The sequence below is a fragment of the Ewingella sp. CoE-038-23 genome, assembly GCF_040419245.1.
Classification (GTDB): Bacteria; Pseudomonadota; Gammaproteobacteria; order Enterobacterales; family Enterobacteriaceae; genus Ewingella; species Ewingella allii.
In genome coordinates this window covers 4,152,509-4,178,469 of the sequence record NZ_JAZHOH010000001.1, presented here as the reverse complement: position 1 = coordinate 4,178,469, position 25,961 = coordinate 4,152,509, and the positions used below count along the sequence as shown (strand labels likewise).

Annotated in this window: 23 protein-coding genes; 16 read left to right on the top strand and 7 right to left on the bottom strand. The window is 56.2% G+C overall.

The features are described from left to right. The first annotated feature begins 344 nt into the window (after positions 1-344). The 4 genes from V2154_RS20130 to argD all read left to right on the top strand — a co-directional run bounded on the left by V2154_RS20130 (position 345) and on the right by argD (position 5,893). A complete protein-coding gene (locus tag V2154_RS20130) occupies positions 345-1,640 on the top strand; it encodes an HlyD family secretion protein (RefSeq protein WP_353503582.1) in 1,296 nt (431 codons plus the stop codon). Next, the gene (locus tag V2154_RS20125; RefSeq protein WP_353503581.1) at positions 1,630-3,747 is read left to right on the top strand and encodes a peptidase domain-containing ABC transporter; all 2,118 of its coding nucleotides are present in this window, start codon (positions 1,630-1,632) and stop codon (positions 3,745-3,747) included. Before V2154_RS20130 ends, V2154_RS20125 begins: the two co-directional genes overlap by 11 nt. 175 nt (positions 3,748-3,922) lie before the next feature. Further along, positions 3,923-4,498: an aminodeoxychorismate synthase component II gene (locus V2154_RS20120; RefSeq protein ID WP_353503580.1), complete on the top strand. Its 576-nt coding sequence runs from the start codon at positions 3,923-3,925 to the stop codon at positions 4,496-4,498. A gap of 177 nt (positions 4,499-4,675) precedes the next feature. Further along, positions 4,676-5,893, top strand: a complete 1,218-nt coding sequence (gene argD / locus V2154_RS20115; RefSeq protein ID WP_437342043.1) for a bifunctional acetylornithine/succinyldiaminopimelate transaminase — start codon at positions 4,676-4,678, stop codon at positions 5,891-5,893. A gap of 636 nt (positions 5,894-6,529) precedes the next feature. On the opposite strand, the gene V2154_RS20110 is transcribed toward argD, so the two are convergent. Beyond that, positions 6,530-8,608: a YccS/YhfK family putative transporter gene (locus V2154_RS20110; RefSeq protein ID WP_353504038.1), complete on the bottom strand. Its 2,079-nt coding sequence runs from the start codon at positions 8,606-8,608 to the stop codon at positions 6,530-6,532. A 97-nt stretch (positions 8,609-8,705) separates the two neighbouring features. Continuing rightward, the gene (gene crp / locus V2154_RS20105) at positions 8,706-9,338 is read right to left on the bottom strand and encodes a cAMP-activated global transcriptional regulator CRP (RefSeq protein WP_034793770.1); all 633 of its coding nucleotides are present in this window, start codon (positions 9,336-9,338) and stop codon (positions 8,706-8,708) included. 364 nt (positions 9,339-9,702) lie between these two features. Here crp and V2154_RS20100 point away from each other — a divergent pair, with 364 nt between their 5' ends. Further along, entirely contained in the window at positions 9,703-10,110 is a 408-nt protein-coding gene (locus V2154_RS20100) for an OsmC family protein (protein ID WP_185689089.1), read from the top strand. Positions 10,111-10,113: 3 nt separating this feature from the next. Here the strand turns inward: V2154_RS20100 and V2154_RS20095 are convergent, their stop codons facing one another. Then, complete coding sequence (locus V2154_RS20095; RefSeq protein ID WP_353503578.1) at positions 10,114-11,019, bottom strand: LysR substrate-binding domain-containing protein; 906 nt, start codon at positions 11,017-11,019, stop codon at positions 10,114-10,116. A 192-nt stretch (positions 11,020-11,211) separates the two neighbouring features. On the opposite strand from V2154_RS20095, the gene V2154_RS20090 reads away from it, so the two are divergent. Both V2154_RS20090 and V2154_RS20085 read left to right on the top strand, forming a co-directional pair. Beyond that, positions 11,212-12,408 (top strand): MFS transporter, encoded by a 1,197-nt coding sequence (locus V2154_RS20090; RefSeq protein ID WP_353503577.1) that lies wholly within the window; start codon positions 11,212-11,214, stop codon positions 12,406-12,408. A 21-nt stretch (positions 12,409-12,429) separates the two neighbouring features. Next, positions 12,430-13,617, top strand: a complete 1,188-nt coding sequence (locus tag V2154_RS20085) for an amidohydrolase (protein WP_437342013.1) — start codon at positions 12,430-12,432, stop codon at positions 13,615-13,617. A 6-nt stretch (positions 13,618-13,623) separates the two neighbouring features. On the opposite strand, the gene V2154_RS20080 is transcribed toward V2154_RS20085, so the two are convergent. Next, positions 13,624-14,493, bottom strand: a complete 870-nt coding sequence (locus V2154_RS20080) for a phosphoribulokinase (protein WP_034793756.1) — start codon at positions 14,491-14,493, stop codon at positions 13,624-13,626. A 293-nt stretch (positions 14,494-14,786) separates the two neighbouring features. Between V2154_RS20080 and V2154_RS20075 the strand changes: the two genes are divergently transcribed. Continuing rightward, on the top strand, positions 14,787-15,605 hold the full coding sequence (locus tag V2154_RS20075; RefSeq protein WP_353503576.1) for a creatininase family protein: 819 nt from the start codon (positions 14,787-14,789) through the stop codon (positions 15,603-15,605). 28 nt (positions 15,606-15,633) lie between these two features. Here V2154_RS20075 and V2154_RS20070 read toward each other — a convergent pair whose 3' ends face one another. Then, on the bottom strand, positions 15,634-16,533 hold the full coding sequence (locus V2154_RS20070; protein ID WP_353503575.1) for a LysR family transcriptional regulator: 900 nt from the start codon (positions 16,531-16,533) through the stop codon (positions 15,634-15,636). Between the two features lie 120 nt (positions 16,534-16,653). Here V2154_RS20070 and V2154_RS20065 point away from each other — a divergent pair, with 120 nt between their 5' ends. From V2154_RS20065 to V2154_RS20035, 7 genes are read left to right on the top strand one after another with little or no spacing between them, the layout of a single operon-like run. After that, positions 16,654-17,676, top strand: coding sequence for a BMP family protein (locus tag V2154_RS20065; RefSeq protein ID WP_353503574.1), 1,023 nt, complete (start codon positions 16,654-16,656; stop codon positions 17,674-17,676). A gap of 17 nt (positions 17,677-17,693) precedes the next feature. Continuing rightward, entirely contained in the window at positions 17,694-19,262 is a 1,569-nt protein-coding gene (locus tag V2154_RS20060; RefSeq protein WP_353503573.1) for an ABC transporter ATP-binding protein, read from the top strand. Next, positions 19,259-20,377, top strand: a complete 1,119-nt coding sequence (locus V2154_RS20055) for an ABC transporter permease (RefSeq protein WP_353503572.1) — start codon at positions 19,259-19,261, stop codon at positions 20,375-20,377. Before V2154_RS20060 ends, V2154_RS20055 begins: the two co-directional genes overlap by 4 nt. After that, on the top strand, positions 20,374-21,312 hold the full coding sequence (locus V2154_RS20050; RefSeq protein ID WP_353503571.1) for an ABC transporter permease: 939 nt from the start codon (positions 20,374-20,376) through the stop codon (positions 21,310-21,312). The genes V2154_RS20055 and V2154_RS20050 overlap by 4 nt, the downstream gene beginning before the upstream one ends. Positions 21,313-21,317: 5 nt before the next feature. Beyond that, complete coding sequence (locus V2154_RS20045) at positions 21,318-21,761, top strand: cupin domain-containing protein (protein WP_353503570.1); 444 nt, start codon at positions 21,318-21,320, stop codon at positions 21,759-21,761. Continuing rightward, entirely contained in the window at positions 21,758-22,540 is a 783-nt protein-coding gene (locus tag V2154_RS20040; RefSeq protein ID WP_353503569.1) for a cysteine hydrolase family protein, read from the top strand. Before V2154_RS20045 ends, V2154_RS20040 begins: the two co-directional genes overlap by 4 nt. Before the next feature lie 15 nt (positions 22,541-22,555). After that, on the top strand, positions 22,556-23,947 hold the full coding sequence (locus tag V2154_RS20035; RefSeq protein ID WP_353503568.1) for an amidohydrolase family protein: 1,392 nt from the start codon (positions 22,556-22,558) through the stop codon (positions 23,945-23,947). A 5-nt stretch (positions 23,948-23,952) separates the two neighbouring features. Here V2154_RS20035 and V2154_RS20030 read toward each other — a convergent pair whose 3' ends face one another. Beyond that, complete coding sequence (locus V2154_RS20030; RefSeq protein WP_034793736.1) at positions 23,953-24,201, bottom strand: YheU family protein; 249 nt, start codon at positions 24,199-24,201, stop codon at positions 23,953-23,955. Between the two features lie 17 nt (positions 24,202-24,218). Beyond that, positions 24,219-25,226 carry a hydrolase gene (locus V2154_RS20025; RefSeq protein WP_353503567.1) on the bottom strand — a complete coding sequence of 336 codons (1,008 nt, stop codon included), beginning with the start codon at positions 25,224-25,226 and terminating at the stop codon, positions 24,219-24,221. Between the two features lie 101 nt (positions 25,227-25,327). Here V2154_RS20025 and V2154_RS20020 point away from each other — a divergent pair, with 101 nt between their 5' ends. After that, a complete protein-coding gene (locus V2154_RS20020; protein ID WP_353503566.1) occupies positions 25,328-25,930 on the top strand; it encodes a LysE family translocator in 603 nt (200 codons plus the stop codon). Positions 25,931-25,961 lie beyond the last annotated feature (31 nt).

Here is a 25,961-nt window from a genome sequence, read left to right as displayed (position 1 = left end):
GATTTAGGCTGTAGATGCAGAGAGTTAATGATTAGAAACGATTAAATGTTAACGAAATGTCACTAAAGTGGCCTGTTCTGGATATGTTGTGTTGTTAAGATCTAAGAAAATACTTATGTCAGAACAGCCAATTTACTCGGGATGAATAATGTCTATTATTACTCACGCAGTCTACTGTGTGGGTCAAGGATTTTGACCTAACAAAATCAAAATTTAATAAGGATATTATATGAAGATTAGTAGTAAAAATTATTGACTTAGTGCTGGGATGACTATCATCGCGGCAGTATGGCTATTACAGAAGAATACATGGATGCATTTTTGCGCTGACATTAAGGGATGTAATGAACAGGAAAGGAATCTTCCGACAAGAAGCCTTAGAAAATAAGAAGCAGCAATGGGAAGGTAAAGCCTTGTTGCTCGCAGGGGCCTCTCCATGGTTAATCAGTCTTATTGCATTAGCATTTATCATTTTTATTTGCGGATTTCTCTATTTTTGTGAGTATTCACGAAGAATCGATGTCAGTGGTGAAGTGATCACGCTGCCCCATTCCGTCAATATTTATGCGCCACAACAGGGATACATCACCAAGACTTATGTCAAAGTGGGAGATGAAATCAAAAAAGGCGACCCTATCTACGCCATTGATCTCTCTCATACCACCTCATCAGGCAATGTTAGCGCTGAAACTAAAATTGCTCTTGAAAAACAGGTCGTTAATCTTGAAGCAATTACTGCGCATTTGAAGCAAAACCGGCATGTTACCGCTGAGAACTTAAAGAGCCAGCTGAAAAAATATACCGAATCTAATAAAGAAACCCGCAGATTAGTCGAAAGCTCGCGCCGGGGCGTAGAAAACATGCGTCAAGGTCTGAAAAGTTATGAAGAATATTTGACTCGCGGTTTAATCAATAAAGATCAACTTAATAACCACCGCAGTCAGTTTTACCAGCAGCAAAGCACTTATCAAAATTTAAACAGTCAGGCAATTCAGGAAGAGCTGCAAGTGGCTAAAATAGAGAGCGACCTGTTAACGCAGATAGCTGACATTGATAACCAAATTTCGCAAAACGAATTTCAATTAAACGATCTGCGCCGAAAGATGATTGAATCTGATGCCGGCGAAAGCGTGATTGTCAGTGCAAAATCAGCGGGCATCGTGGAATCGCTAAGCGTGACGACCGGGCAAATGGTCAGTTCAGGTAACAGTCTGGCGCAAATAATGCCGGTTAAAGATATTAAATATTATCTTCTCCTTTGGTTGCCAAGCAGCAGTCTGCCTTATATTAAAACTGGTGACGGAATTAATATCCGCTATGACGCATTTCCATCAGAAAAATTTGGGCAGTTCCCCGGCATCATTGATCTTATTTCTAAATTGCCCGCATCCAAACAGGAGTTGGGTCAATACAGTACTGCATTGACGGACCCCAAAGGGGAGCTGACGGATAATTATTATAAAGTTTTGGTTTCCATCAATAGAACCGATTTTAGCGATAAAGGCAAGATGATGTATTTATCCCATGGTTTAAAAGCCAGAGCGATTGTCTTCCTCGAAAAACGGCCTTTATATCAGTGGATGTTCACCCCTTTCTATAATATTAAAGACAGCGTAACTGGCCCAGTTGATGAAAAATAATACATTTAACTACATCATCCAAAAGCTGAACTTTGGGATGAAAAGAAAGGTTCCGCATATTCTGCAAACAGAAATGTCGGAATGCGGTTTGGCCTGTCTGGCGATGGTTTGCGGCTATTATGGCCTGAATATCGACATGTTTAATTTCCGCCAGAAATTTTCAGTTTCCAGCCAGGGTGCGACCTTAAATGCGATTGTCCAGTCAGCCACGGCGGTGAATTTAAAAAGCCGCTCGCTGGCGCTTGATATGGATGAAATTAAACAGCTTAAACTGCCATGCATATTGCACTGGGATATGAATCACTTCGTGGTATTGGTGGCAGTGAAACGCTCTGGCTATGTGGTTCACGACCCGGCTTTTGGTAAGCGGGTTATCTCCCATCAGGATATGTCTAAGCATTTTACCGGCGTAGCCCTGGAATTGTGGCCCGACAGTAAGTTTCAAAAAGAGACGCTGAAAACCCGCGTCAAGCTGCTGGATTTAGCAAGAAGCGTCGTCGGTTTGAAGGGCGCGTTAACCAAGATATTCTTCCTCTCAATTGTGATTGAAGCCATCAACCTGCTGACGCCAGTGGGCACGCAGCTAGTAATGGACCATGTGATTCAGGCCAAGGACCTCGGCCTGCTTTCGGTTATCTGTATCGGCTTGCTCACGGCCATTATTTTTAGCTCCTTTGTTAGCATGCTGCGCGGCTGGGTGTCGCTGGTTATCGGCTCGCTGATTGATGTGCAATGGAAAAACTCCTTCTTCGATCACCTGATTCGCCTGCCACTCTCTTTCTTTGAGAAGCGCCATCTTGGCGATATTCAGTCACGCTTTAGCTCGCTAGATACCATCCGCAGCACTTTCACCAACAGCATTATCGGTGGGGTGATTGATGGCATCATGACTATTGGCCTGATTGGGATGATGGTGGCCTACGGCGGCTGGCTATGTTGGGTGGTGGTTGGCTTCACCGCCCTTTACGCCATCATGCGTCTGGCAACGTATGATTTTTACCGTCGACTGTCGGAAGAGAAAATTGTTAAAGATGCCAAGGCGGGTTCCCACTTTATGGAAACCCTCTACGGGGTGGCCACCATTAAGGCGCTGGGGCTGAACCACAAACGTTCGCGTTTTTGGCTGAATCTGAATATTGATGCTACCAATACCGGCATCCGCCTCAACCGATTCACCATGCTGTTTGGCGGTATTAATACCTTTATTACCGCCATTGATCAGGTGGCTATTCTCTGGCTCGGTGCCGCGATGGTGGTGGATAATGCCATGACGTTGGGGATGTTTATGGCGTTCAATGCCTACCGTGGGCAGTTCTCCGGCCGCGCTTCCAACCTTATTGACCTGTTCCTACAGCTGCGCATGTTATCGCTACATAACGACAGGATCTCCGACATTGTCTTTACTGAGGCTGAGCAAGAGGCGCCGGCGCGTCAGGTCTTCCCGCCAAACAAGCCCATCTCTTTTGAAGTTAAAGGGCTCGGTTTTCAGTATGACGATTTATCTCGCCCGGTATTCAATGAGTTGAGTTTCAACATTGAACCCGGCGATAGCGTGGCGATTGTCGGGCCATCGGGGGTAGGTAAAACCACCTTGCTGAAGGTGATGACCGGCTTATTGCCTCCAAGTCAGGGGACGGTGCTGGCCGATGGCCTCGACATTAATAAGATTGGCGTGAACAACTACCGGGAAAGCATTTCCTGCGTGTTACAGGAAGATAAGCTGTTTTCCGGCTCCATTGCCGACAATATCGTCAGTTTTGATGTGGAGCCGGACCGTGAACTGATGCTGGCTTGCGCGGTATATTGCAACATTCATAATGAAATTATGCAGATGTCGATGGGCTATGAGACGTTGATTGGCGAGCTGGGCAGCGGGCTGTCGGGCGGGCAGAAGCAGAGGCTGTTAATTGCCCGCGCACTGTATCGCAAGCCGAATATCATCTTTATGGATGAAGCGACCAGCCATCTTGATTTGGACAACGAAGAGATCATTAATAAGTCGATTTCCCAGTTGCAGATCACTCGCATTATCGTGGCGCACCGGCCATCGACGATTGCTTCCGCCAATCGAGTGATCACCTTGGGGGGAGCCATTCCTGCGCCCTAGTCGAATAATCTGACGCGAAGCGGCCTGGCTGGTTTCACAATACCTTCTGCTTGTGCAAGAATGCCCGCACTTATTTAGGTAAAAGCCAGGTCGAAAATGAATTGCGTGGATTGCTGTAGATATCTGAGTGTAGATAAAGCTGAATGTTTCTACTTATCAGTGGGATACCTCTGACATGCTGCTGCTCATCGACAACTACGACTCCTTTACCTACAACCTGTATCAATATTTTTGCGAGCTGGGTGCCGACGTTTTAGTTAAGCGTAACGATCAACTCAGCCTGACAGACATTGAGCAGTTGGCTCCTTCCCACTTGGTTATCTCGCCAGGCCCTTGTACCCCGGACGACGCGGGCATCTCCCTCGCCGCCATCACCCATTTTGCCCAAAAGCTGCCGATTCTGGGCGTCTGCCTTGGGCATCAGGCTATGGCGCAGGCCTTTGGTGGCCGCGTGGTGCGTGCCCGAAAGGCGGTACACGGCAAAACTTCGCCTATTCGCCACAGCGGCGAAAGCGTTTTTCGGGGTTTGAACAACCCGCTGACCGTCACCCGCTATCACTCACTTATTGTTACCCCTGAAAGCCTGCCGGACTGTTTTACCCTGACGGCGTGGACCGAGCGCGATGGTCATCCCGATGAGATCATGGGCATCGCCCATAAGCAGCTTCCGTTGCACGGTGTGCAGTTCCATCCCGAAAGCATCCTCAGCGAACAGGGCCACCAGCTGTTGGATAATTTTCTTAAGATTTAATAGCTTAACTTCCCCGAGACAATTTCTTATCCGCCAGAGCAGATTTCCGTTTGCTTGTGGGTGATTTATTATGCATATTTTATGATTATATTTTCACATGCTGTGCGGCTGTGAATCTCTTTGCATCATGCTGATACGCAACAAGTGATATCGGGCAACGTCTTGAAGGGGATGTAAATAATGGCGGAAAAATCAGCGGTAACGCGTCAAGATCACGATCGGACTATTTTGCCGGTTTATGCACCAGCGCAGTTCATCCCGGTGAAGGGGAAAGGCAGCCGAGTTTGGGATCAGCAGGGTACCGAGTATGTTGATTTTGCGGGCGGTATTGCGGTCACCGCGCTGGGGCATTGCCATCCGGCGTTAGTGAAAGCGTTGCATGAGCAGGGTGAAACCCTGTGGCATGTGAGTAACGTCTTCACCAATGAACCGGCATTACGACTGGCGCAGAAGCTGATCGACGCGACCTTTGCCGATCGCGTATTTTTTGCTAACTCTGGCGCCGAGGCCAACGAGGCCGCCTTTAAGCTGGCACGCTACTACGCCGCGCATCGCCACAGCCCTTATAAAAGCAAAATCATTGCCTTCCACAACGCCTTCCACGGCCGCACTTTCTTTACCGTTACCGTGGGCGGGCAGCCGAAATACTCCGACGGCTTTGGTCCAAAACCTGCCGACATAGTCCATGTGCCTTTCAACGATCTCGACGCCGTTAAAGCCGTGATTGATGACCACACCTGCGCCATCGTAGTCGAGCCGGTACAGGGCGAAGGCGGTGTTACGCCTGCCACGCAAGAGTTCATGCAAGGTCTGCGCGAACTGTGCGATAAGCATCAAGCCTTGTTGGTGCTCGACGAAGTTCAAACCGGCATGGGCCGTTCCGGCAAGCTGTTCAGCTATATGCATTACGGCGTGAAGCCGGACATTATCACCACCGCAAAAGCGCTGGGCGGCGGTTTCCCAGTCAGCGCGATGCTGGCAACGGAAGAAGTGGCGTCAGTCATGGAACCGGGCAAGCACGGCACCACCTACGGCGGCAACCCACTGGCCTGCGCCGTGGCCGGTGCGGCGCTAGACATTATCAACACGCCAGAGGTGTTGTCGGGCGTGGCGGAGCGCCGCGAGAAATTCATTCAGGCGCTGGAAGCGATTAATGAAGAGTTCGGCCTGTTCAAATCTCTGCGCGGGCAGGGGCTGCTGATTGGCGCCGAGCTTGCCGACACCTATAAAAACCGCGCCGGTGATTTCCACAAAGCCGCCGCCGAGTTCGGACTCATGATGCTAATCGCAGGCCCGAACGTGATCCGTTTCGCGCCATCGCTGGTGATTGAGTTTGCTGATATCAGCGAAGGAATGGAGCGCTTTAAGCAGGCCATTAGGAAGGTGCTGGCGTAGGCGAGCCGGACGCTTTTAAGGTCAAGACCGTGGGCTCGCCGCCCACACTGGCCCAAAGGGTTTTAAACGAAACCCTTTGGAATCCTGCGTTTTCGCTGTTGGAAGACCGAGGCTGCGCAGGGTTGGAATGGACATGTTTCAGGCACCTTTGTGACAGCCGCGAAGAGCCGCCGCTTAGGCGGTTCCCTCGCTGCGGGATTACAACCCGCGTAAAAAACCACGCGGTTTTCCACCTCTTGCTCGGCGTCACTTCTGAACGCGGCCTACTGGTTTCAACACCGTGCCGTTTCAGTGGGGTGCTATTCTGCTCCTCCCCTAACTAGGGGAGGAGCAAGTTCAAACGAACCAAAAACTATATGAAACGGCACGGTGTAAATGCCAGTAGGTCGCGTTAAGAAGTGACGCCGAGGGAGTGGTTCGAGACCTTAGGCTCGAAACCCGAACTGAGGGAGCCGCCTAAGCGGCGGCACTTCGCGACGATCACTGCGGCTGCTAAAACACGTCCATTCCAACCCTGCGCAGCCTCGATCACACAGCGATAAAAAGCGCGGGAGTCCAGAGGGCGCGCGCTTACGCGCCTTCTGGGCCAGTTTGCGTGGCAACGCAAGGTTTTGGCGGCAACGCAATGTTTCGACTTTAAAGGCGTGCTTTGACGCGCCTCGTCAACCAAACCCCATGATGAGGGCGCTGCTTCCACGCGAGTGAAGAAATCGTGTGCATCACGCTGAGGTGCGACAGCACGCGGCGCAGGTGGCGTTCCATCTCGGTTATCGGCATGTCAGGGTGCAACTCGGGCGCGGCGAACAGGCTGTTTTCACTGCTTGGGCCATCGTAGGTCAGGCGCTGTTGACAGCTTTGCAGCGCGATTTCGCAACGCTGTAGATAATCCATCGCCAACTGCGGGGTCAGCATATAGTGTTCGCGGGCCAGAATGGTCATGGCGTTGATATGCTCGACGATAAACTGGCTGTGGGTCACCCACAGACGCATATCGGCCAGATAGCGCGAGTTAAAGCCCGGCTCCTGCATGGCCTGATTTAATGAGGTAAACAGCGCGTTGTGCGCCTGATTGACCTTCATGCGTGCGTAGGCCAGTTTCTCCGGCTCGGGATCTTCTTCAAGTAGTAGGCGGATGGCGGTTTGGTCGCTCTCCAGCGCCTGATAGGCATTTTGCCGCAACAGCCCGCTCTGCCACTGCGGCCATAGCCATAGGGTACCGCCGAAGGCCAGCGCGCAGCCAATCAGGGTGTCGATGAGCCTTGGCACGAGGAAGTGCGCGCCGTTCATCGCCAGCAGTTGCAGGGTATACACTGCCGTGACCGTAATACCAATGGTCGCCAGCCCGTAGTTCTTGCGCAGCACCGTGTAAGACACCACGGTGATCACCAGCATGCTCAGTAGGGTAACGCTTTCGGGAAGCTCCAACTGCAATAGCCCTGATGCGACGAGCAAACCAACCAGCGTGCCGAGCGCACGGTGCTGGATCCGCACCCGCGTGGCGTTGTAGCCGTTTTGGCTGACCAACATCACCGTCATCAAAATCCAATAGGGCTTCGGCAAATTGAAAAACAGCCCGAGACTGCTGCCAATAGCCAGCATCACGCCCAGCCGGGCGGCATTGCGCAGCGCGGCGGATTTAAAAGAGAGATAGCTTTTCAGCGCAGGCCAGAACGGCAGGCGGTTTTGCGTCTGCATTAGGTCGCGGCGGTAGAGTGGGCGCTGAGTGCGCAGCAAGCGAGCAATCCGGCTAAAGTGGTAATAGCAGAACTGGCCGACCGGGTTATCGCGATAGCGCGAGGCAATTTTCTCCAGCGCCGCGAGTTCATTGGTCATGTTGAAACGGTCTGAGCGGCGGTGATAGAGAATGTCATCGGCGATCACTCGCAGACGGGTGGCGATCACCTGCGCATTGCGGCGAATCACCGCCTCGGCGTGGCTCTCTTCCACCAGCTTCTGCACTTCTTCTGGCAAATGCAGGCTGACGGCGATGTGCTCCTGTAAGTCGAGCGCCACCTGAAAACGCTGAAACAGCCTCTTGTGCTGGTGATGCCCCTGCTGCGGCAGCATGTGCAATTGCTGGTAGAGCAGGGCGATCAGGTCGATCACCTGCTGCTGGCGTTTCAGCAGCGGCGGCAGCGCGGTTTCCGGATCGGTGTGTTGGGTGAGCAGGCTGTATTTGGCTTCGAAATAGTCGGCCAGCTGGATATAAAGCTGGCTGAGGGTTTCGCGCATTGGTTGCTCTTCAGAGAGGCGAAACCAGACCCAGTTAAACAGTCCGTACCACGCGGTGCCGACGATATACAGCAGAGGCGCGTGCCAGATGGGCACCAGCCCGGCCATGCTCAGGGTGAAAATGGTGGCCACCAGCGCACCCGGCAGTAAACGCGCGTGCAGGGGGCCAATCTCGCCGGTCACGCCAATAATCAGCGCCAGCGATAACATGATAAGGGGCAGGGGAATATGCCAGTCGACCAGCATCAGTTGCAGCATGACGCTGCCGAATGCAAACAGAGAGCCGCCGACAATCAGGCGTTTGAAAAAGCGTTTGTGGGGAGTATCCAGACCAGAAATGTTGCAGCAGGCGGGCACCAGCGAGAACAGCAGGCCCATTTGCAACTGGCCGAACATCCAGCCGATAGCGACCGGAATTGCCAGTACCAGCGTCTGGCGTAGCGCGTAGTTGACCTCGGGATGATAGAAAAACCGACGCCACAATCTCATGCGTTGCTGCTTAACACGCACTATCAATCAGTCTCCCTAGGCTCCAATAAAAACGGCGCGACAGTTGCCTGCCGCGCCGTTTCTCAGGGAATTAACGTGTGCCGTAAACGACAATCGTTTTACCGTGAGCGGAGATCAGGCTCTGATCTTCCAGCATTTTTAGAATTCGACCAACGGTTTCGCGGGAGCAACCCACGATCTGGCCAATTTCCTGACGAGTGATTTTGATCTGCATCCCGTCTGGGTGAGTCATCGCATCCGGTTGTTTTGCCAGATTCAGCAAGGTCTGCGCGATACGGCCGGTAACGTCGAGGAAGGCCAGGTTACCGACTTTCTCAGAGGTTACTTGCAGGCGTGTCGCCATCTGAGCGGATAAGCGCATCAGAATGTCCGGATTAACCTGAATCAACTGGCGGAATTTTTTATAGGAAATTTCAGCCACTTCGCAGGCAGTTTTTGCACGAACCCAAGCACTACGTTCCTGACCTTCTTCGAAGAGTCCCAGCTCGCCGATGAAGTCACCTTGATTCAGGTAGGACAGTATCATCTCTTTGCCTTCTTCATCTTTAATCAGGACGGCAACCGACCCTTTCACGATGTAGTAAAGCGTTTCGGCCTTTTCACCTTGGTGAATCAGCGTACTTTTAGAAGGATACTTATGTATATGACAGTGAGACAGGAACCATTCGAGAGTAGGGTCTGTTTGTGGCTTGCCGAGAACCATTTGCTATTATCCTCTGTTGTTATCGCTGCCCAAAATCACAGGGCTCAGAGTTCCCTGTACGGCGTCTTTAAATACGCGCCCTTTTAGCATATGAACTGTCCAGCAATGCTGCAAGCGGGAGTCGGAGTGAAACAAGAATCTGAATATTTCTGTTAACACCGTGGCTTCAGAGTGAAAACCACAAACCCATCACCGCAATTTACTGAAACAGTGTGTAACGGCTTTGTTTGTAGCACAGGTTTGCGCGGGTGTCTTCTGTTGTCTCGCTTCAGCATGATGGCGATCGGGTTACGTTGCCGGTTTTTTTCTAAAAGAGTAGTCTGAGGGAAAATTCTGCTTCATAAACGCATCAGGAGTAAGGCACATGCAGGCACGGGTAAAATGGGTTGAAGGGCTGACATTTTTGGGTGAATCCGCCTCTGGACATCAGGTTCTGATGGACGGCAATGCGGGCGACAAGGCCCCAAGCCCGATGGAAATGTTGCTGATGTCTGCGGGAGGTTGCAGCGCCATCGACGTGGTGTCGATTCTGCAAAAAGGTCGCAACGAGGTGCACAATTGCGAAGTGAAACTGACCTCAGAACGCCGCGAAGAAGCACCGCGCCTGTTCACGCGCATCAACCTGCATTTTATTGTCAGCGGCAAAGATTTGACCGACAAAGTGGTCGAGCGCGCCGTGGCGCTGTCCGCTGAAAAATACTGTTCTGTTTCATTGATGCTGGGCAAAGCCGCCACCATCACCCACAGCTTTGAAATCGTCGAAGCAGAGTAACCTCTACCAAGGGTACTGCTGACACTTCAGCCGCAATAACTCTAAGAATCGCCGCGCCGCAAAGGTTAGCGGCGATTTTTGCGAATAAAATACGCAGTATTCCGCCTCCGGCAGAGTATCAATGTCCAGCAAGCAGAGTTTGTCCTCCAGATGGAAAGGGGCGTACATCGCGCGCGCCACAATGGTAAGATAATCCGACTGCAACACCATATTCAGCCCGCAAACCACGGAATCCGTGCGCAACGGTGCCGGGCCAGCCTGATAAAACGCCGCCATGGTCAACTGTAGCTGTCGGTAATAGCCCATATCCGTTTCAGGAAAGACCCAGCGCGCGCCCTGTAGCTCATCTAAGGTTTTCGCCTGTGCCAGAGGGTGCCCGCGCCGCGCCAGCACGCCAAAGGGGGCGCGAAACAACGGCTCACGAATCAAATCCTCCAGCGGCAATCCCGGCCCGGCGCTGCCGACGGCAAAGTCGAGACGCCCCTCGCGCAGGGCGGGAAGCAGCATAGAAAGCTGCCCCTCTTTCACCAGCAGCTTGGTCTGTGGGAACTGCTCGGTAAAGCTGTCGGCCAGAGGCGGAAAGACCGTCAGGGCCAGCAGCGACGAGCAGCCCATGGCTACCGAACCTTGCGAAAAGTGATTCATCTGCTGAATCTCGGCGGCGGCTCGCTCCAGCTCCTCAAGAATAAACTGCATACGCTGGGCAAAAGCGCGGCCCGTTTCGGTCAGCGCCATCCCCTGATTGCCGCGCACGATAAGCTGGGTGTCCAGCACTTGCTCCAGCTCGCGCAAAGCGCGGCTTACCGCAGGCTGGGATTGATTCATCGCCCGCGCCGCGCCGCGAATACTGCCGCTGCGGATCACCTGCTGGAAAGTTCTCAACTGCTGTAATTTTGGAAGATATTTCATCCCTGGTCCCCTATGCCAAAAAAGCATCACACTGCTGAAAATTGCATCTTATGGCGCAAGAATAAAGCTGATAGGTTCAGAGCGAAGCGTCTAACTAGTTGTTATTTATTCATAAAGTGACGCAGGTCGCATTTCTGAGCTTTCACGCCTCGTGATAAGTGCCTCATGGGTATAACAAAAAGGATATCAGCTGTGAAAAATCGTTCTTTAATGATTTTCTTGCTGTTTATAGGTTATGTGTTGGTTTATATCGACAAAACCGTTATTGGTTTTGCGCTATTGCCAATCGAAAAGGAATTCAATCTTCAGCCCGAACAACTGGGGTATATCACCGGCATCTTCTTTCTGGCTTATTCTCTGTTCCAAATTCCTGCGGGCTGGCTCAACGACCGTATCGGCTTTAAAAAGGTACTGATCCTCTCCCTGTTTATGCTCGGCGGCTTCGCGCTGTGCTTTGGCCTGCTCGGGTTTGGCCTCGGGCTGCTGATTTGCTTCCGCTTTCTGGCGGGCGTGGGTCATTCGGGTTACCCAACGTCATGTGCCAAAGCCGTGGTGGCGAATTTCGCCCTCGAGCAGCGCACCTTTGCGCAATCCATCCTGCTCTCCTCCGCCGGGCTGGCGATGACCGCCGGGCCGCTGATCGCGGTCTATAGTCTGGACTCACTGGGCTGGCGTGGCTCTTTTTCCGTATTGGGCCTGCTGGCGTTTGCGGTGGCGATCTGCATCGTGATTTTTGTGCCGAAGGCCGAACAGGCGGTCAGCTCGGCGCGAAATAAGGCGCAGGGCAGTTATCGCGCCTTGCTCAAAAATCCCATCGTCGTGCTGCTGTTTATTTCCATCTTCTGCATCAACATTCCCTCCTACGGCCTGATGGCGTGGCTGCCGAAATATCTGGTGCAGCATCGCGGCATGTCGCTGGAAACCTCCGGCTTAGTGGTCGCCACCGGCGGGCTGGGCATCTGGATCTCCTCGCTGGCCACCGGCTGGCTGGTGGGGCGTTATATGCAGGGCAAAGAGCCGAAGGTGGTGTTTAGCTGCTCCATGCTCAGCGCGCTGTGCATCTGGCTGGTGTATACCACCTCGTCGGCGATGACCGCCGGGCTGTTTTTATTCCTCGGCTACATCTTCCTGATGGCATCGTTCGTCACCGTGTTTACCCTGCCGATGAAACGCCTGCCGACGGACGTCATGGGCGCCGCCATGGGCATCATCAACACCGGCGGCACGCTGGGTGGCTTCGTCGCCCCGATAGTCATGGGATATCTGATAACCGTGACCCAAAGTTACCTTTCACCCTTTATTTTTCTCTCCGTGGCGATGGTCGTTGCGGGCGTGGTGATCCTGCCGCTAGCCAAGGCCACGCGCCCGTTGGTTAGCGATGCGGCTTAACGACAACATTTAAGGAAAGAGATGATGACGATCCATTTTGAAAGCCTGCTGGAAGAAGTAAAACCGAAAGTTATCGCCTGGCGTCGGCATATCCATGCCCACCCTGAGCTATCGTTTCAGGAGCAGGCCACGGCGGATTACATCGCCAATGAGCTGGCGACCTTCGGGCATCTCGAGCTGAGAAGGCTGACGCCAAACAGCGTGGTGGCGGAGCTGCGCGGGGCGTATCCCGGCCCGACTTATGCCCTGCGTGCCGACATCGACGCTTTGCCGATTCAGGAGGAAACCGACGAGCCGTTCTGCTCCACCGTGCCGGGCGTAATGCACGCCTGCGGCCACGACGCCCACTCGGCGATGTTGCTGGGCGCGGCGTGGGTGCTGAGCCAGTGCCAGTCTGAGCTGCGCGGCTCGGTGCGTTTCATCTTCCAGCATGCCGAAGAGCTACCGCCGGGCGGCGCGCAGGAGCTGGTAAATCTGGGCGTGTTGGACGGCGTGAGCCAGATCTTCGGCCTGCACGTCATGCCCAACTACCCGACGGGGGAGGTCGGCCTGAAAGAGGGCGTGTTCTGCGCCTCCAGCGACAACTTCGACATTGTTATCCACGGCAAGGGCGGCCACGGCTCGATGCCGCAGCTGTGCATTGATCCGGTAGTGATTGGCGCGGAAGTGGTGATGGCGCTGCAAACGCTGGTATCGCGCAGGCTGGATCCGCTGCGCGTGCCGGTGCTGACGGTTGCTACTTTTCAAGGTGGCGAAAGCTACAACGTGATCCCCGAGCGAGCGCGGCTTGCCGGAACCTTGCGTACCCACGACAGCAGCGTGCGTCAGGTGGTGCCGGGGTTAATGGAGCAGACCATCGCGGGCATCGTCTCGGCCTATGGCGCGAAACATGAAATTCGCTGGACGCCCGGCTATGTCAATGGCGATAACCACCCGGACGCCTGCGCGGTAGCGCGGCAGGTGATTGCCAACACGCTGGGGCAGGGAGCGTTAAGAGAGCTTGAACATCCGCTGTTTGGTGGCGAAGATTTCTCTTCTTATCAGCAGGTTGTGCCGGGCTGCTTCCTGTTTATCGGCAGCGGCAATGAGGCTATTGGGGCGACGTACAATGTACATCACCCGCGATTTAAGCTGGATGAAGAGGTGCTACAGATTGGCGTTAAACTGCACGTGGGCTTTATCCGCCATCTGCTGATCAATCAGGACTAAGCCCGGCTACTCGATTTTCTTCCCTTCCATCAGGCGCTGCACCAGCGGCGCCATGATTAACTCCATCGCCAGCCCCATCTTGCCGCCCGGCACCACCAACGTATTGATGTGCGAAATGAATGAGCCTTGCAGCATCGCCAGCAGGTAAGGGAAATCAATGTCGTCCAGCCCACGGAAGTGGATCACCACGAAGCTCTCATCCAGCGACGGAATCGCTTTCGCCGCGAACGGGTTGGAGGTGTCCACTGTCGGCACGCGCTGGAAGTTAATATGGGTGCGGGAGAACTGCGGCGTGATGTAGTTAATGTAGTCATCCATCGAACGCACTACAGAGTCCATCACGGCTTCGCGCGAATGGCCGCGTTCGCCGGTGTCGCGTACCAGTTTCTGGATCCACTCAAGGTTAACAATCGGCACTACGCCAACCAGCAAATCAACCTGCGCCGCCACGTCGATTTTGTCGGCGACGACGCCACCGTGTAGCCCCTCGTAGAACAGCACGTCGGTGGGTTCGGCCAGCGCCTGCCACGGCGTGAAGGTGCCGGGCACCTGATTGTAGGGAACGGCTTCGTCATAAGTATGCAAATACTTGCGCGAGCGCCCGCTGCCCGAGCGGCCATATTCAATAAAGCTTTGCTCGAGCAGGGCGAAGTCATTGGCCTCTGGCCCGAAGTAGCTGATATGGCGGCCCTGATCGCGCGCCTTACGAATGGCGGCGTCCATCTCCGGGCGGGTGAAACGGTGAAAACTGTCCCCTTCCAGCTCGGCGGAACGCAGCCCAAGCTGTTGGAAAATCTTGCGAAACGCCAAACTGGTGGTGGTAGTTCCTGCGCCGCTGGAGCCGGTCACGGCAATAACTGGGTGTTTAGCTGACATGTGCGCTTTTCTCCGTAAAGATGATGCTGGCAGACGTGCGTCGGTCTATTCTCAGATGCAAACCTTGCGTCAACGCTGCGCATAATTAATCCCATTGTTACCATGTTTATGCGTTTAGCGACAAGTTTCCCGCCGACAATCTTTGATCAAACGGCGGCTGACCAAAAGATGGCGGTTTTGCACAGAGTGATGCCCTAAACGCAACGCAATGGCACTTTTTTGATGCTTTAATCTCCACCGCTTTACTCTAGACTGAACGAATAATTTGCCACTTTTTTCGGAGTGCATTTCCTATGAACATGCCGTCATCCCGCTGGTGGTGGGACCTCTCCACGCTGGAATTCAGCCAGCTTGATATGCAAAATTTGGTGGCGATCCTGCCGATTGGCGCGGTGGAGCAGCACGGGCCGCATCTGCCGGTGCGCGTGGATGCCGCGATCAATGCCGGAATTGTCTCCCGCGCGGTAGAGCTGCTGCCCGCTGACCTGCCGGTGCTGGTGCTGCCCGCGCTGCCGATTGGCAAATCCGACGAGCATCTTGAATACCCCGGCACCTTAAGCCTGCCTTACGAGGTGCTGGGGAAAGTATGGTTTGAAGTGGCAAAAAGCGCATGGCGCGCCGGGGTGCGAAAGCTGATTTTTTGGAATTCCCACGGCGGCCAGCCGCAGCTGATGGAAATCGTCTGCCGCCAGTTGCGCATTGAGTTAGGAATGTTCGCCGTGGGTGCCAGTTGGTTCGCCACCTTCGACAGTTCCGACTTATACAGCCCCAGCGAGCGCGCCTTCGGCATTCACGGCGGCGAATCAGAAACTAGCGTGATGCTGCATCTGCACCCCGACTTAGTGGCGATGGACAAGGCCGAAAACTTTACCTCGGCGGCGGAAGCGCTGGCGGCGCGGGGCGGCATTCTGACCCCAGAGGGCGGCGTCAGCTTTGGCTGGCAGGCGCAGGATTTACACCCGGCAGGCGTCACCGGCAATGCCGCCGCCGCCGACGCCCAGCGCGGCGAAGTTGAAGTAGAACGCGCCGCGCAGGCCTTGGTGCGACTGGCGCAGGAGGTGCATGACTATCCACTTAGCGCCGTGACGCAGGCGACGCGCTTCAAGCCATAACCGCTCTCTTTTTGATGACGCAGCCCCGTCAGGCGGTTTGCGTCATCATGCCCTTCACCGTTTCCGCCAGCACACTGCCAATGGCGCTGGTGCCACGATCGTGTCCTATCAGCATCAATTTCTGCGTCTGCTGGCCTAGCTCACGCACCGGAATGTACATCAGCCGCCCGGCGCGCAGGTCGAACTCAATATCAAAAGGCGTTAGGAAGGTCAGCCCTTGGTCTTCCATGGCGGCGTGGCGCATCACTTCTATCGAATTGGTTTCAATCACCGGGTGCGCCGTCACCAGCGCCTTGGCGAATACGTCATTCAGGTAAGGACGGATCACGGTGGTTTTATCTGCGATAACAATCGGATAGGCAATGCAGTCGCTGATGCGCAAACTGGTTTTATCCGCCAGCGGATGGCCCGGCGCGACCACCGCGCCCAGTCGGCCGACGGCGCTGGAGAGCACTCGCAGCGTCGGCGGCAGCACGAAATCAAAGCCCAGGCCGAGGTCAGCCTCGCCCGATTCCACGGCTGACATAATGTCATCGCCGCTGGTCAGCTGGCGCAGGATCAGTTTCACCCGTGGGTTGGCGCGGCGAAACTCGCTGGCCATGCGCGGGATCAGGTTGGCCGCCAACCCGCTCATCATCGCCACCGTCACCTCGCCACGGCGTAACCCCTTCAGCTCCTCGATTTTCACCTGCGCCCACTCCAGCTCTTTAAAGGTCTGGCGAACGTGGTGGATCAGCACCTCTCCGGCGGCGGTCAGCACCATTTTGCGCGGCAGACGCTGGAACAGCGGGGTGCCCAGCTCATCTTCCAAGGCCAGTATCTGGCGGTTAATTGCCGAAGCCGAAATATGCAAACGGGCCGCCGCTTTGCGAATAGAACCGGCGCGCGCCACCTGATCGAGATACATCAACAGCCGGTGCTGCAACATAAGAACTTCTCCGTCGAAGAGCGTTGCTTTAAAGGCATCGCAGAGTGCGAAAAACTGTGCTTTTAAGGTAACGAATTAAGCGGCATAAATGAAGGACTGTTATCGGGGGGAGTAAAGGCTATGTCTGGTTTATCGCGCCGTAATTTTGCCAAAGCGCTGGCAAGCATGATGTTGATTCCGTTGGCTGCACCACTGATGTCCCGCAAGGCGTTTGCTGCGGGTGAAACCATAAAAGTTGCTCTGTTATTACCGGGTTCCGTGGCCGATGGCGGCTGGAGCCAGCTGGCTTATCAGGGTTTGCAGAACCTGAAAGCGCAGGGATTCAACGTCGCCAGCAGCGAAAGCGTGCCGCAGGCGCAGATGGAGCAGGTGATCCGGGGTTATGCCGATGACGGCTACACCCTGATCATCGGCCACAGCTTCGAATATGGCTCGGCATTCAATGAAATTGCGCCGGAATATCCGGACACCTACTTCTTCGCCACTACCTTTAAGCCGTCGGAAAAAGCGCCGAACAACGTGGAATTCGTTGATCTGGCCTACTTGAACGCGGCCTATGGCGCAGGGGCGCTGGCGGCGCTGATTTCCGAAAAAGGCAAAGCCGTGGGCTATGTCGGCGGCGGGGATAACCCGACCCAGCAGGGCATGATGCGCGCCTTTATTGCCGGAGCAGAGAAAACTCGCTCGGGAATCAAAGGATTGGGCATCGTCACCGGCGATTACGACAACGCCGCCAAGGGCCGCGAGGCTGCTAGCACCATGATTGGCAACGGCGCGGACGTCATTTGGCACAGCGCGGATGTCACCGGCTTAGGCGCGATTCAGGGCGCGGCGGCGGCCAAGGTGAAAGCCATCGGCTGCTATTCCGACCAGAAAAGCATCGCGCCAGATTTCGTCGCCACCAGCTTCGAAACCAACCTGCCGTGGGTGGTTGAACAAGTGGCGCACAGCGTGCGTGACAAGAAATTTCTCGGCGGGCAGGAGTGGAAGCCAAAAGTCTCTGACGCCTGGCTGCCGCTGTACGGCAGTGACAAATACAACAGCAAGTTAGTTAGCGCGGCGGCCTGGGCGACGTTTCAGGACATCTGGGCGCAGCTGGCCAGCGGCAGTATCGACGTTGCCAGTTTGATTAAAGCGAAATAAAAGCCTGAGGAAGTTGCATGACGTTATCCACCTCCGTTACCGACGCGGTCGTCGAACTGCGCGGTATCTGTAAACAGTTCGGCAAGGTTCGGGCCAACGATAAGGTCGATATGACCATTGCGGCCGGTGAAATTGTCGCCCTGCTCGGGGAAAACGGCGCAGGCAAAAGTACGTTGATGCAAATTTTGTACGGCTTATATCAGGCCGACACCGGGGATATTTTGGTAGAAGGCCGTCGGGTCAGTATTAAGGACCCCGGCGACGCGATTCGGCTTGGCATCGGCATGGTTCACCAAGAATTCATGCTGGTTCAGCCGATGAGCGTGGTGGAAAACGTGATTTTAGGGCTGAAAGAGACGCGCAGCGGCTATCTGGACTTGCATGCCGCCGCCAGGCGTCTGCAACAGATTTCGGACAAACACGGGCTGGCGGTTGACCCCTGGGCCAAGATCCAACATCTGCCGATTGGCGTTCAGCAGCGGGTGGAGATCCTCAAGTTGCTTTACCGCGATGCCAAAGTGCTCATTCTCGACGAGCCGACGGCGGTACTGACGCCGCGCGAAAAAGAGGGGCTGTTTGCCACGCTGGACTCGCTGCGTGCCGAAGGCCGCTCGGTGGTGATCGTCACCCATAAACTGTATGAAATCATGGCGGTGGCCGACCGCGTCTGCGTAATGCGCAGCGGGAAAATGGTCGAAAGCGTCGCTGTCACACAGACCTCAGAAACCGATTTAGCCCGCCGCATGGTAGGGCGCGACGTGCTGCTGCGGGTGGAAAAGCCCCAGCAGACACCGGGCGAAGAGGTGCTGCATATCGACAACATCGCCATGCGCGACGAAGCCGGAAATCAGAAAATTTGGCGCGTGGCGCTGAAAGTCCGCGCTGGGGAGATCCTCGGTATCGCCGGGGTTGACGGCAACGGGCAGTCAGAACTGGCCGACGCCTTGCTCAACCTGCGGCCCATTGAGGCCGGGCGCATTGTGCTGGGCGGCGTCGATATCTCCGATTTCACGCCCGCCCAGCGGCGCGGCGCGGGCATCGGTTTTATTCCCGCAGACCGCCGTGGCGTCGGCTCTGTCACTTCCATGTCGATCAGTGATAACGCCATTCTCGGCGCGCCCCGGCAACATGCGCGGGCGCGCGGCTGGCTGTTCAGCAAAAAATCCATCGCCGCCAAGGCGCAGGAGATTGTGAACCACTTCCGCGTAGTGACGCCGGATCTCGATTTTGAAGCTGGAAAGCTCTCCGGCGGCAACCTGCAAAAACTGATTTTAGGCCGCGAAGTGCTGCGTCGCCCACGGCTGCTGGTGGTTGAGCAGCCGACGCGCGGGCTGGACGTTGGCGCAGTGGAAGCGGTGTGGCAAGGCTTGCTGGAAGCACGTCAGCAGGGCTGTGCGATTGTGATGATCTCCGCCGAACTGGAAGAAATTATGAATTTATCCGACCGCATCGCGGTGATGTACGCCGGGCAAATCGCCGGGGTGCTGGACGCCGCCGAGGCGACTACTGAACAAATTGGCGAGCTGATGGCCGGTGGCAAGCTGGCAAATCTCAAGCCGGGCAGCAGTCTGAAGGAGGCGTCATGAAAGCATTCTTAGCGCGCCGCCACGCGCCGGTGGATTCCACCCTCTCGCTGGTGCTCACCACGGCGCTGGCGCTAGTCGCCGCCTTCGTGCTGGCCGGTTTACTGTTTATTCCCTTTGGCGCCAGCCCGTTATCGGCATTTGGCTCGCTGTTCGCCGAGGCTTTTGGCTCGCTGCGCGGCTTTAGCCAGACGCTGGTACAGGCCACGCCGCTGATTTTAATTGCTCAGGCCACCATCGTGATTTGGCGCGGCGGGCTGGGTTATATCGGCTTTGAAGGCTGCTTCTTGGTGGGCGCGGCCGCGGCCTCTTATGTCGCGCTAGGGGGCACGCCGCAGGGCATGTCCTTCATGCTGCCCGCGTGGGCCTTCTGGCCGGTGGTGATTGTCGCGGCCTTTGCGGCCGGGGCGATTTGGGCGGGCATCGTCGGCATTATGCGCGTGCGCTTCGGCGGCAATGACGTGCTTATCTCGCTGATGGCCAACTACGTGGCCGCCTTCCTGATCCAATACTTAGTCTCTGGCCCGATGCGTGCGCCGGGGGATCTGCCTCAGACGCCGCGTCTGCCGGTGGAAAGCTGGCTGCCGATGATTTTACCCGGCATGCGCGCGCATATGGGCTTGCTGATTGCGCTGGTCTGCTCGGTGTTGGTGTGGGTGCTGATCCGCGCCACGCCGGTCGGCTACGAAATGATTGTCAGCGGCCTGAACCCGAAAGCCGCGCGCTATGGCGGCATTAATGTGGTGCGCCGCCAGATGCTGGCCGTGTTCCTCGGTGGCGGCATGGCCGCGCTGGCCGGGCTGTGCGCGGTGCTCGGCGTGCAACATCGCCTGATGGACGGATTAGCCGGCGGCGTCGGCTTTGTCGGCGTGGTCGTGGCCCTGTTGGCGCGCCTGAACCCGCTGGTGGTGATCCCGACGGCCATTTTATACGGCGGGTTGGAAGTCGGCGGCAGCGCGATGCAGCGCCAGACCGGCCTGCCGACCTCGGTGATTTTCATTCTGGAAAGCCTAGTGGTGCTGTTGATCCTCGCCGGAGACATTCTGCGCTATTACCGAATTAATTGGCCGGGGCGGGCAGAAACCCCGCTGGCCGCCGCCACGGAGAACAAATCATGAGTCTGTGGGCGCATCTGGACACTGCATTTTTCATCACGTGGTTAGCCGCGGCGGTTCGCCTCGCCGGGCCGGTCCTGCTGGCTTCGCTGGGGGAAATCTACGCCGAACGCTCCGGGGTGCTGAATATCGGCATTGAAGGCACGGTGCTGATGGGCGCGCTGTCGAGCTATCTGGTGGCGGTGTGGTCTGGCTCCACCGTGCTCGGCTTCTTCGCCGGTGGCGTGGGTGGCTTAATCGTCGGGCTGTTTCTGGCGTTCCTCTACCTGCGGGCGCTCGCCAGTCAGGTGGTGGTCGGCATTGTGTTTAATATTCTGGCGGCGGGCATTGCCACCTATGTCTACAGTCTGGTGATGGGCAACGCCACCTCGCCGACCATCGACATGTTCAACGCCTTGCCGATCCCCGGCCTGTCGCAGCTGCCGGTGGTGGGGAAAATCTTCTTTAATCAGCCCTGGCCGCTCTACCTGACGCTGATCCTGGTGGCCGTGGCGCAGATTGGCCTGTTCCACACGCGCTTTGGTCTAACGCTGCGCGCCGTTGGCGAGAACCCGCGTGCTGCCCACGCCGCCGGGCTGAATGTCCAGCGAGTCAGAACCTACGGCGTGATGCTCTCCTGCCTTGGCGCAGGGCTGGCGGGAGGCTATCTGGTCACCGCGCAGATTGGCCTGTTTCGCGACAACATTGTCAGCGGGCAGGGGTTTATCGCGCTGGCGATTGTGATTTTCGGCCGCTGGAGCCCGGTTAAAGCCCTGCTGGCGGCCTTTATTTTCGGCGCTGCCGACGCGCTGCAGCTCTCTTTGCAGCTGTTCGACAACGCGCTTCCGGCGCAGGTGCTGCTGGCCCTGCCTTACTTACTCACCATTCTGGCGATGTCCGGCATCGTCGGCAAAACCGTTCAGCCGGGCGCACTGACCCAGCCCTATCGCAAGGAGTAGTCACTATGTTGCACAGTTTCCGTGGTACCAACGTCAAGTCTGCACAGGCTTTTCGTATCAGCCCGAAAGATACCAACTACTTCGCCATCCTGTTCGACCATGAGCAGGATCAGATTGAAAACATCTTCGTGATTGAGATTTTCAACGTCGGTGGCGCGACGCCGCCGAACGAGCACGCCACCGCCCACGAGTTTTTCTACGTGCTGCACGGCGAAGGTATTGCGCGCTGCGACGGCAAAGAGATGGCGCTGAAGCAGGGCGACGCGCTGCTGCTCGCGCCGGGCAATGAGCATCTGATTCAAAATACCGGCACCTCGAAGCTCTATACCCTGACGGTGATGACCCCGAATGAAGGCTTTGCCGAACTGATCCGCGGCGGCGAGCCGGTCGAACTGGACGAAGAAGATCTGCGCATTCTGAGCGGGGCGGCGGGGAGCGAGGCGGCATGAGTTCACGGCAGTCTGATTTAATTCCTTTAGGGGCCAGCCCGCGCAACCAGTGGCACGTCTCGGCGCAGCAGGTGGATTTAGTGCGCGACGCCGTGCCGCCGCAGACCATCACGGTGGCTGACGGCGACCGGCAGATTCGGCTCGACGTGCAGCGTACCGCGCTGATTGTCATCGATATGCAAAATGACTTTTGCCATCCCGACGGCTGGCTGGGGCATATTGGCGTCGACGTCACCCCCGCGCGTGGCCCGATTGCGCCTTTGCAGCGCCTGCTGCCGGTGGCGCGCCAGTCGGATATTCCTGTGATTTGGCTCAACTGGGGCAACCGCGCCGACAAGCTGAACCTCAGCCCGGCCGTGCTGCACGTCTACAAGCCGACGGGAGAAGGCGTGGGGCTGGGCGATCCGCTGCCGGTTTCCGGTGCGCCGGTGCTGCAACACGCCAGCTGGGCCGCCGCCGTGGTGGACGAGCTGCCCAAGCAGGCCGGGGATATCAGCGTGGATAAATATCGCATGTCCGGCTTCAAAGACACCGAGCTGGACAGCATTCTGCGCAATCTCAACGTCACCACGCTGCTGTTCGCCGGAGTGAATGCCGACCAGTGCGTGCTTTGCACCTTGCAGGACGCCAACTTCCAGGGCTACGACTGCCTGCTGTTGGAGGACTGCTGCGCCACTACCTCGCCGCAATACTGCCTGGACGCCACCTTGTACAACGTTCGCCAATGCTTTGGTTTTGTTACCGATTCTGACCAGCTGCTTACCCAGCTTTCGGCTTAATCGGCAGGAGAGTAAATGTCTTATATTTTGGCCGATGGCTGGCTGGTCACCATGAACCCGCAGCGCGATGTGTTGGAGCAGGCCAGCCTGTTGATTGAAGGTGACAGAATTCGGGCGATCGGCACGCGCCAGCAGCTGGTCGCCAGCCATCCTGAGTCTGAAGTGCTGGACTGCCGCGACGCCATCATCATTCCCGGCATGGTCAACACCCACACCCATCTGTTCCAGACCCTGTTGAAAGGGCTGGGCGATGACATGGTGCTGAAAAAGTGGTTCACCTGCATGACCGGGCCGAGCGCGGTGGAGCTGACGGAAGAGGACGTGTTCGCCGCCGCCATGCACGGCTGCGTGGAGTCGCTGCGTTCCGGCGTCACCTCGCTGGTGGATTTCATGTATGCCCATCCGCGCCCCGGCTTGACCGCCAAAGTGGTGGAAGCCTTTGAACTGACGGGCATTCGTGGTCGCGTTTGTCGCGGGTTTATCACGGCGGGGGCCGAACACGGCATTCCCACCGAGCTAATCGAAACGCCCGAGGCGGCGCTGGCCGACGCCCGCCAGCTGATTTATCACTACAACCGCGAAGGCGGCAGGGTGAAGGTCGGCATTGCGCCAAGCATGATTTGGGCGCTGGACGAAAAAGTGCTGCGCGGCACCCGTGAGCTGGCGAATGAAACTGGCGCGCTGATCACCACCCACGTGGCGGAAACCGATTTTGAGATTGCCCAGTCGCAGCTGCGTTTTCAAAGCACGGATACCGAGTTTCTCAGCGACATCGGCTTCCTCGGCCCCGACGTGCTGGCGGTCCACTGCGCCCAGTGCAGCAGCCGTGACATCCGCTCGTTGAAGCATTATGACGTGCGGATTTCACACAATCCTTGCAGCAACATGTACTTAGCTTCCGGCGTCGCGCCTATTCCCGAGATGCTGGCGGCAGGTTTGACGGTTGGCTTAGGCTCCGACGGCCCGGCCAGCAGCAACAACCACAGTCTGTTTCAGGCGATGAAAATGGCGGCGCTGGTGCAAAAAGGCGTGCATCGCGATCCGACCATCATGACTGCCGAAAAGGTGCTGGAGATGGCGACCATAGACGGCGCGCGGGCAATAGGCCTTGAGCATGAAATCGGCTCGCTGGAAGTCGGCAAAAAGGCGGATGTGGTAGTGATTGGCACCAACCACCCGGCGATGACGCCGGTGCATCATCCGGTTTCGGCGCTGGTTTACTCGGCGCTGGGCCACGAAGTCACCGACGTGTTTGTCGACGGCCAGCCGGTTTTGCGTAATGGCCAGCTGACGCGGGTCAATGAGCGGGAAGTGATGGTGCGCTCGCAGCAGGCGGCGAACAGTCTTGCGGCGAGGGCGGGGAGTGACAAATTTAAACGCCGTCCGTGGCGCTCAAGCAGTTTCTGACTTCGCTAGTTCCATTCATCTTGACGCTCTTCATCCCCCGCGCGGAATTGGCCGCGCGGCATGATGTTCAGCGTTTCGTGCAGTTCTGACCACACCAGCACAATCTCGCCACTTTTTAGCTGGCGGCGCACATCTTCCACTTTCTGCTCCAGCGTGCGCTCTTGCTCGCCGTAGTCGGTGCCTTCACGCAGTACAAAGGCTTCAATCACGTTGGTGAGGATCTCTGCGTCCAGTTCTTTCCACGGAATAATCACGAGTTACTTTCCTAAAGCTACTTGCCAATAAACAGGGAGGACTTTGCATCAAAGTCAGTTAAATAGGGAGCGATCCACGCCGGAATACGCTGCTCCAGCCACATTTGCGGGTTGCGCAGGCTGCCGGACACAAAGCCGACGTGGCCGCCGTGCTCGGTCAGCTGATATTCAATGCTTGGCGGCAAATCGGCCAGCGGCGGGATCACCTCCGGCGTCATAAAGGGGTCGTCTTTGGCATGAATGATCAGCAGCGGAATGCGCACCTGCGACAGCAACGGCATGCCGCTGCAGCGGCGATAATAGTCCAGCGCGTCGGCGAAGCCGTGGGCCTTGGAGGTAATGGCGTCATCGAATTCGCGCAGGCGCTTAATGGATTTCAGCTGTTGCAGCGTAACCGGCAGGGTGCCGGGGTACTTCGCCAGTTTGCGCGAGGCGTTCAGTTTGAGCTGCTCCAGCAGATAGCGCTGGTAAAAGCGCGAAGCGCCGCGCTCAAGCCTTAACGCGCAGGGTTCCAGCATCAGCGGCGCTGACACCACCACCGCGGCTTTCAGGTGGCAGCGAACCCCTTCTTGCCCGAGATAACAGGCCAGCATATTGCCGCCGAGCGAGACGCCCACCGCGCCGGTTGGCACGTCGCCATGAGTTTCGCGCAGCCAGTTGAGGAAGAAGCGCGCGTCCTCGGTTTCGCCAGAATGGTAGATGCGCTGCTGCTTATTCGGCTCGCCGCTACAGCCGCGAAAATGCATCACTACCCCCAGCCAGCCCTGCTCGCGCCACGCGTGCAGTAGCCCGTGGGCATAAGGGCTGTAGAAATTACCTTCCAACCCGTGGAACAGCACCATGCGCGGCTTATCTTGCGCCAGCGCCGGGTCTTCACTCCAGGCTAAATCAATGAAATCGCCATCCGGCGTGTCCAGCCGCTGCCACTGTGGTTCAAGCTGCACGCGGCGTCGAACCAACCGGGGCAGGATGGTTTGCAGGTGCGGGTTTGCGGCCCCACGAATAGGCTGGAACGATTCATACATAAGATATAATGTTTTTTGATAAGTAATGATTGTGCGAGCTAAATCACACTGATAGGTTTTAATCCTAACGCATATTCTTCAGGGTGGAGTACCCAAACTTAATGGAACCTAGTTTATTCTTTTCAATGCTTGGCTTTTTGTGGGTCGCTGCTATTACACCCGGTCCGAACAATATGTTATTGACCACCTCTGGCGCTAATTTCGGGTTCTTCCGCTCAGTTTGGCTGTTAATCGGCATCATGCTTGGCATGCAAAGCGTGGTGCTGCTGGTGGCATTTGGCGTCGGCAGCCTGATTATGGTTTACCCCGCGTTGCACCTGTTTCTCAAAATCGCCGGTAGCCTCTATTTGCTCTGGCTAGCGTGGAAAATTGCCACTTCAGCTTATGAGAGATTAGAAGTGGGCGCCGCACCGCCGAAGCCGCTGTACTGGTATCAGGGCTGGCTGCTGCAATTTCTCAACCCAAAAGCCTGGCTGATGGGGCTGGGCGCGGTCGCCAGTTTTAGCCTGGCTGGCGCGCAATATAACCACTCAATCGCGGCCATCAGCGTCGGGATTTTCATCGTGAATCTGGTGTCAGGCGTTATCTGGCTGGGATTCGGCACCGTAATTGGCCGCCTGCTCAGCACCCGCCGCGCCTGGTACACCTTCAACGTCGCCATGGGCCTGCTCACCGCCGCCTGCGTGTTGTTGATTTGGCATTAAGATCCTCCTTGTTGGTCAAAGGCTTCCCTCG

What these genes read in the sequence shown, in the direction of transcription:
- V2154_RS20060 (WP_353503573.1), top strand. Translation starts at nt 17,694, where the DNA reads ATGACGTTATCCACCTCCGTTACCGACGCGGTCGTCGAACTGCGCGGT.
- V2154_RS20045 (WP_353503570.1), top strand. Translation starts at nt 21,318, where the DNA reads ATGTTGCACAGTTTCCGTGGTACCAACGTCAAGTCTGCACAGGCTTTT.
- V2154_RS20040 (WP_353503569.1), top strand. Translation starts at nt 21,758, where the DNA reads ATGAGTTCACGGCAGTCTGATTTAATTCCTTTAGGGGCCAGCCCGCGC.
- V2154_RS20070 (WP_353503575.1), bottom strand. Translation starts at nt 16,533, where the DNA reads ATGTTGCAGCACCGGCTGTTGATGTATCTCGATCAGGTGGCGCGCGCC.
- V2154_RS20035 (WP_353503568.1), top strand. Translation starts at nt 22,556, where the DNA reads ATGTCTTATATTTTGGCCGATGGCTGGCTGGTCACCATGAACCCGCAG.
- V2154_RS20130 (WP_353503582.1), top strand. Translation starts at nt 345, where the DNA reads ATGAACAGGAAAGGAATCTTCCGACAAGAAGCCTTAGAAAATAAGAAG.
- V2154_RS20050 (WP_353503571.1), top strand. Translation starts at nt 20,374, where the DNA reads ATGAGTCTGTGGGCGCATCTGGACACTGCATTTTTCATCACGTGGTTA.
- crp (WP_034793770.1), bottom strand. Translation starts at nt 9,338, where the DNA reads ATGGTTCTCGGCAAGCCACAAACAGACCCTACTCTCGAATGGTTCCTG.
- V2154_RS20095 (WP_353503578.1), bottom strand. Translation starts at nt 11,019, where the DNA reads ATGAAATATCTTCCAAAATTACAGCAGTTGAGAACTTTCCAGCAGGTG.
- V2154_RS20065 (WP_353503574.1), top strand. Translation starts at nt 16,654, where the DNA reads ATGTCTGGTTTATCGCGCCGTAATTTTGCCAAAGCGCTGGCAAGCATG.
- V2154_RS20080 (WP_034793756.1), bottom strand. Translation starts at nt 14,493, where the DNA reads ATGTCAGCTAAACACCCAGTTATTGCCGTGACCGGCTCCAGCGGCGCA.
- V2154_RS20120 (WP_353503580.1), top strand. Translation starts at nt 3,923, where the DNA reads ATGCTGCTGCTCATCGACAACTACGACTCCTTTACCTACAACCTGTAT.
- V2154_RS20075 (WP_353503576.1), top strand. Translation starts at nt 14,787, where the DNA reads ATGAACATGCCGTCATCCCGCTGGTGGTGGGACCTCTCCACGCTGGAA.
- V2154_RS20100 (WP_185689089.1), top strand. Translation starts at nt 9,703, where the DNA reads ATGCAGGCACGGGTAAAATGGGTTGAAGGGCTGACATTTTTGGGTGAA.
- V2154_RS20055 (WP_353503572.1), top strand. Translation starts at nt 19,259, where the DNA reads ATGAAAGCATTCTTAGCGCGCCGCCACGCGCCGGTGGATTCCACCCTC.
- V2154_RS20085 (WP_437342013.1), top strand. Translation starts at nt 12,430, where the DNA reads ATGATGACGATCCATTTTGAAAGCCTGCTGGAAGAAGTAAAACCGAAA.
- V2154_RS20020 (WP_353503566.1), top strand. Translation starts at nt 25,328, where the DNA reads ATGGAACCTAGTTTATTCTTTTCAATGCTTGGCTTTTTGTGGGTCGCT.
- V2154_RS20125 (WP_353503581.1), top strand. Translation starts at nt 1,630, where the DNA reads ATGAAAAATAATACATTTAACTACATCATCCAAAAGCTGAACTTTGGG.
- V2154_RS20025 (WP_353503567.1), bottom strand. Translation starts at nt 25,226, where the DNA reads ATGTATGAATCGTTCCAGCCTATTCGTGGGGCCGCAAACCCGCACCTG.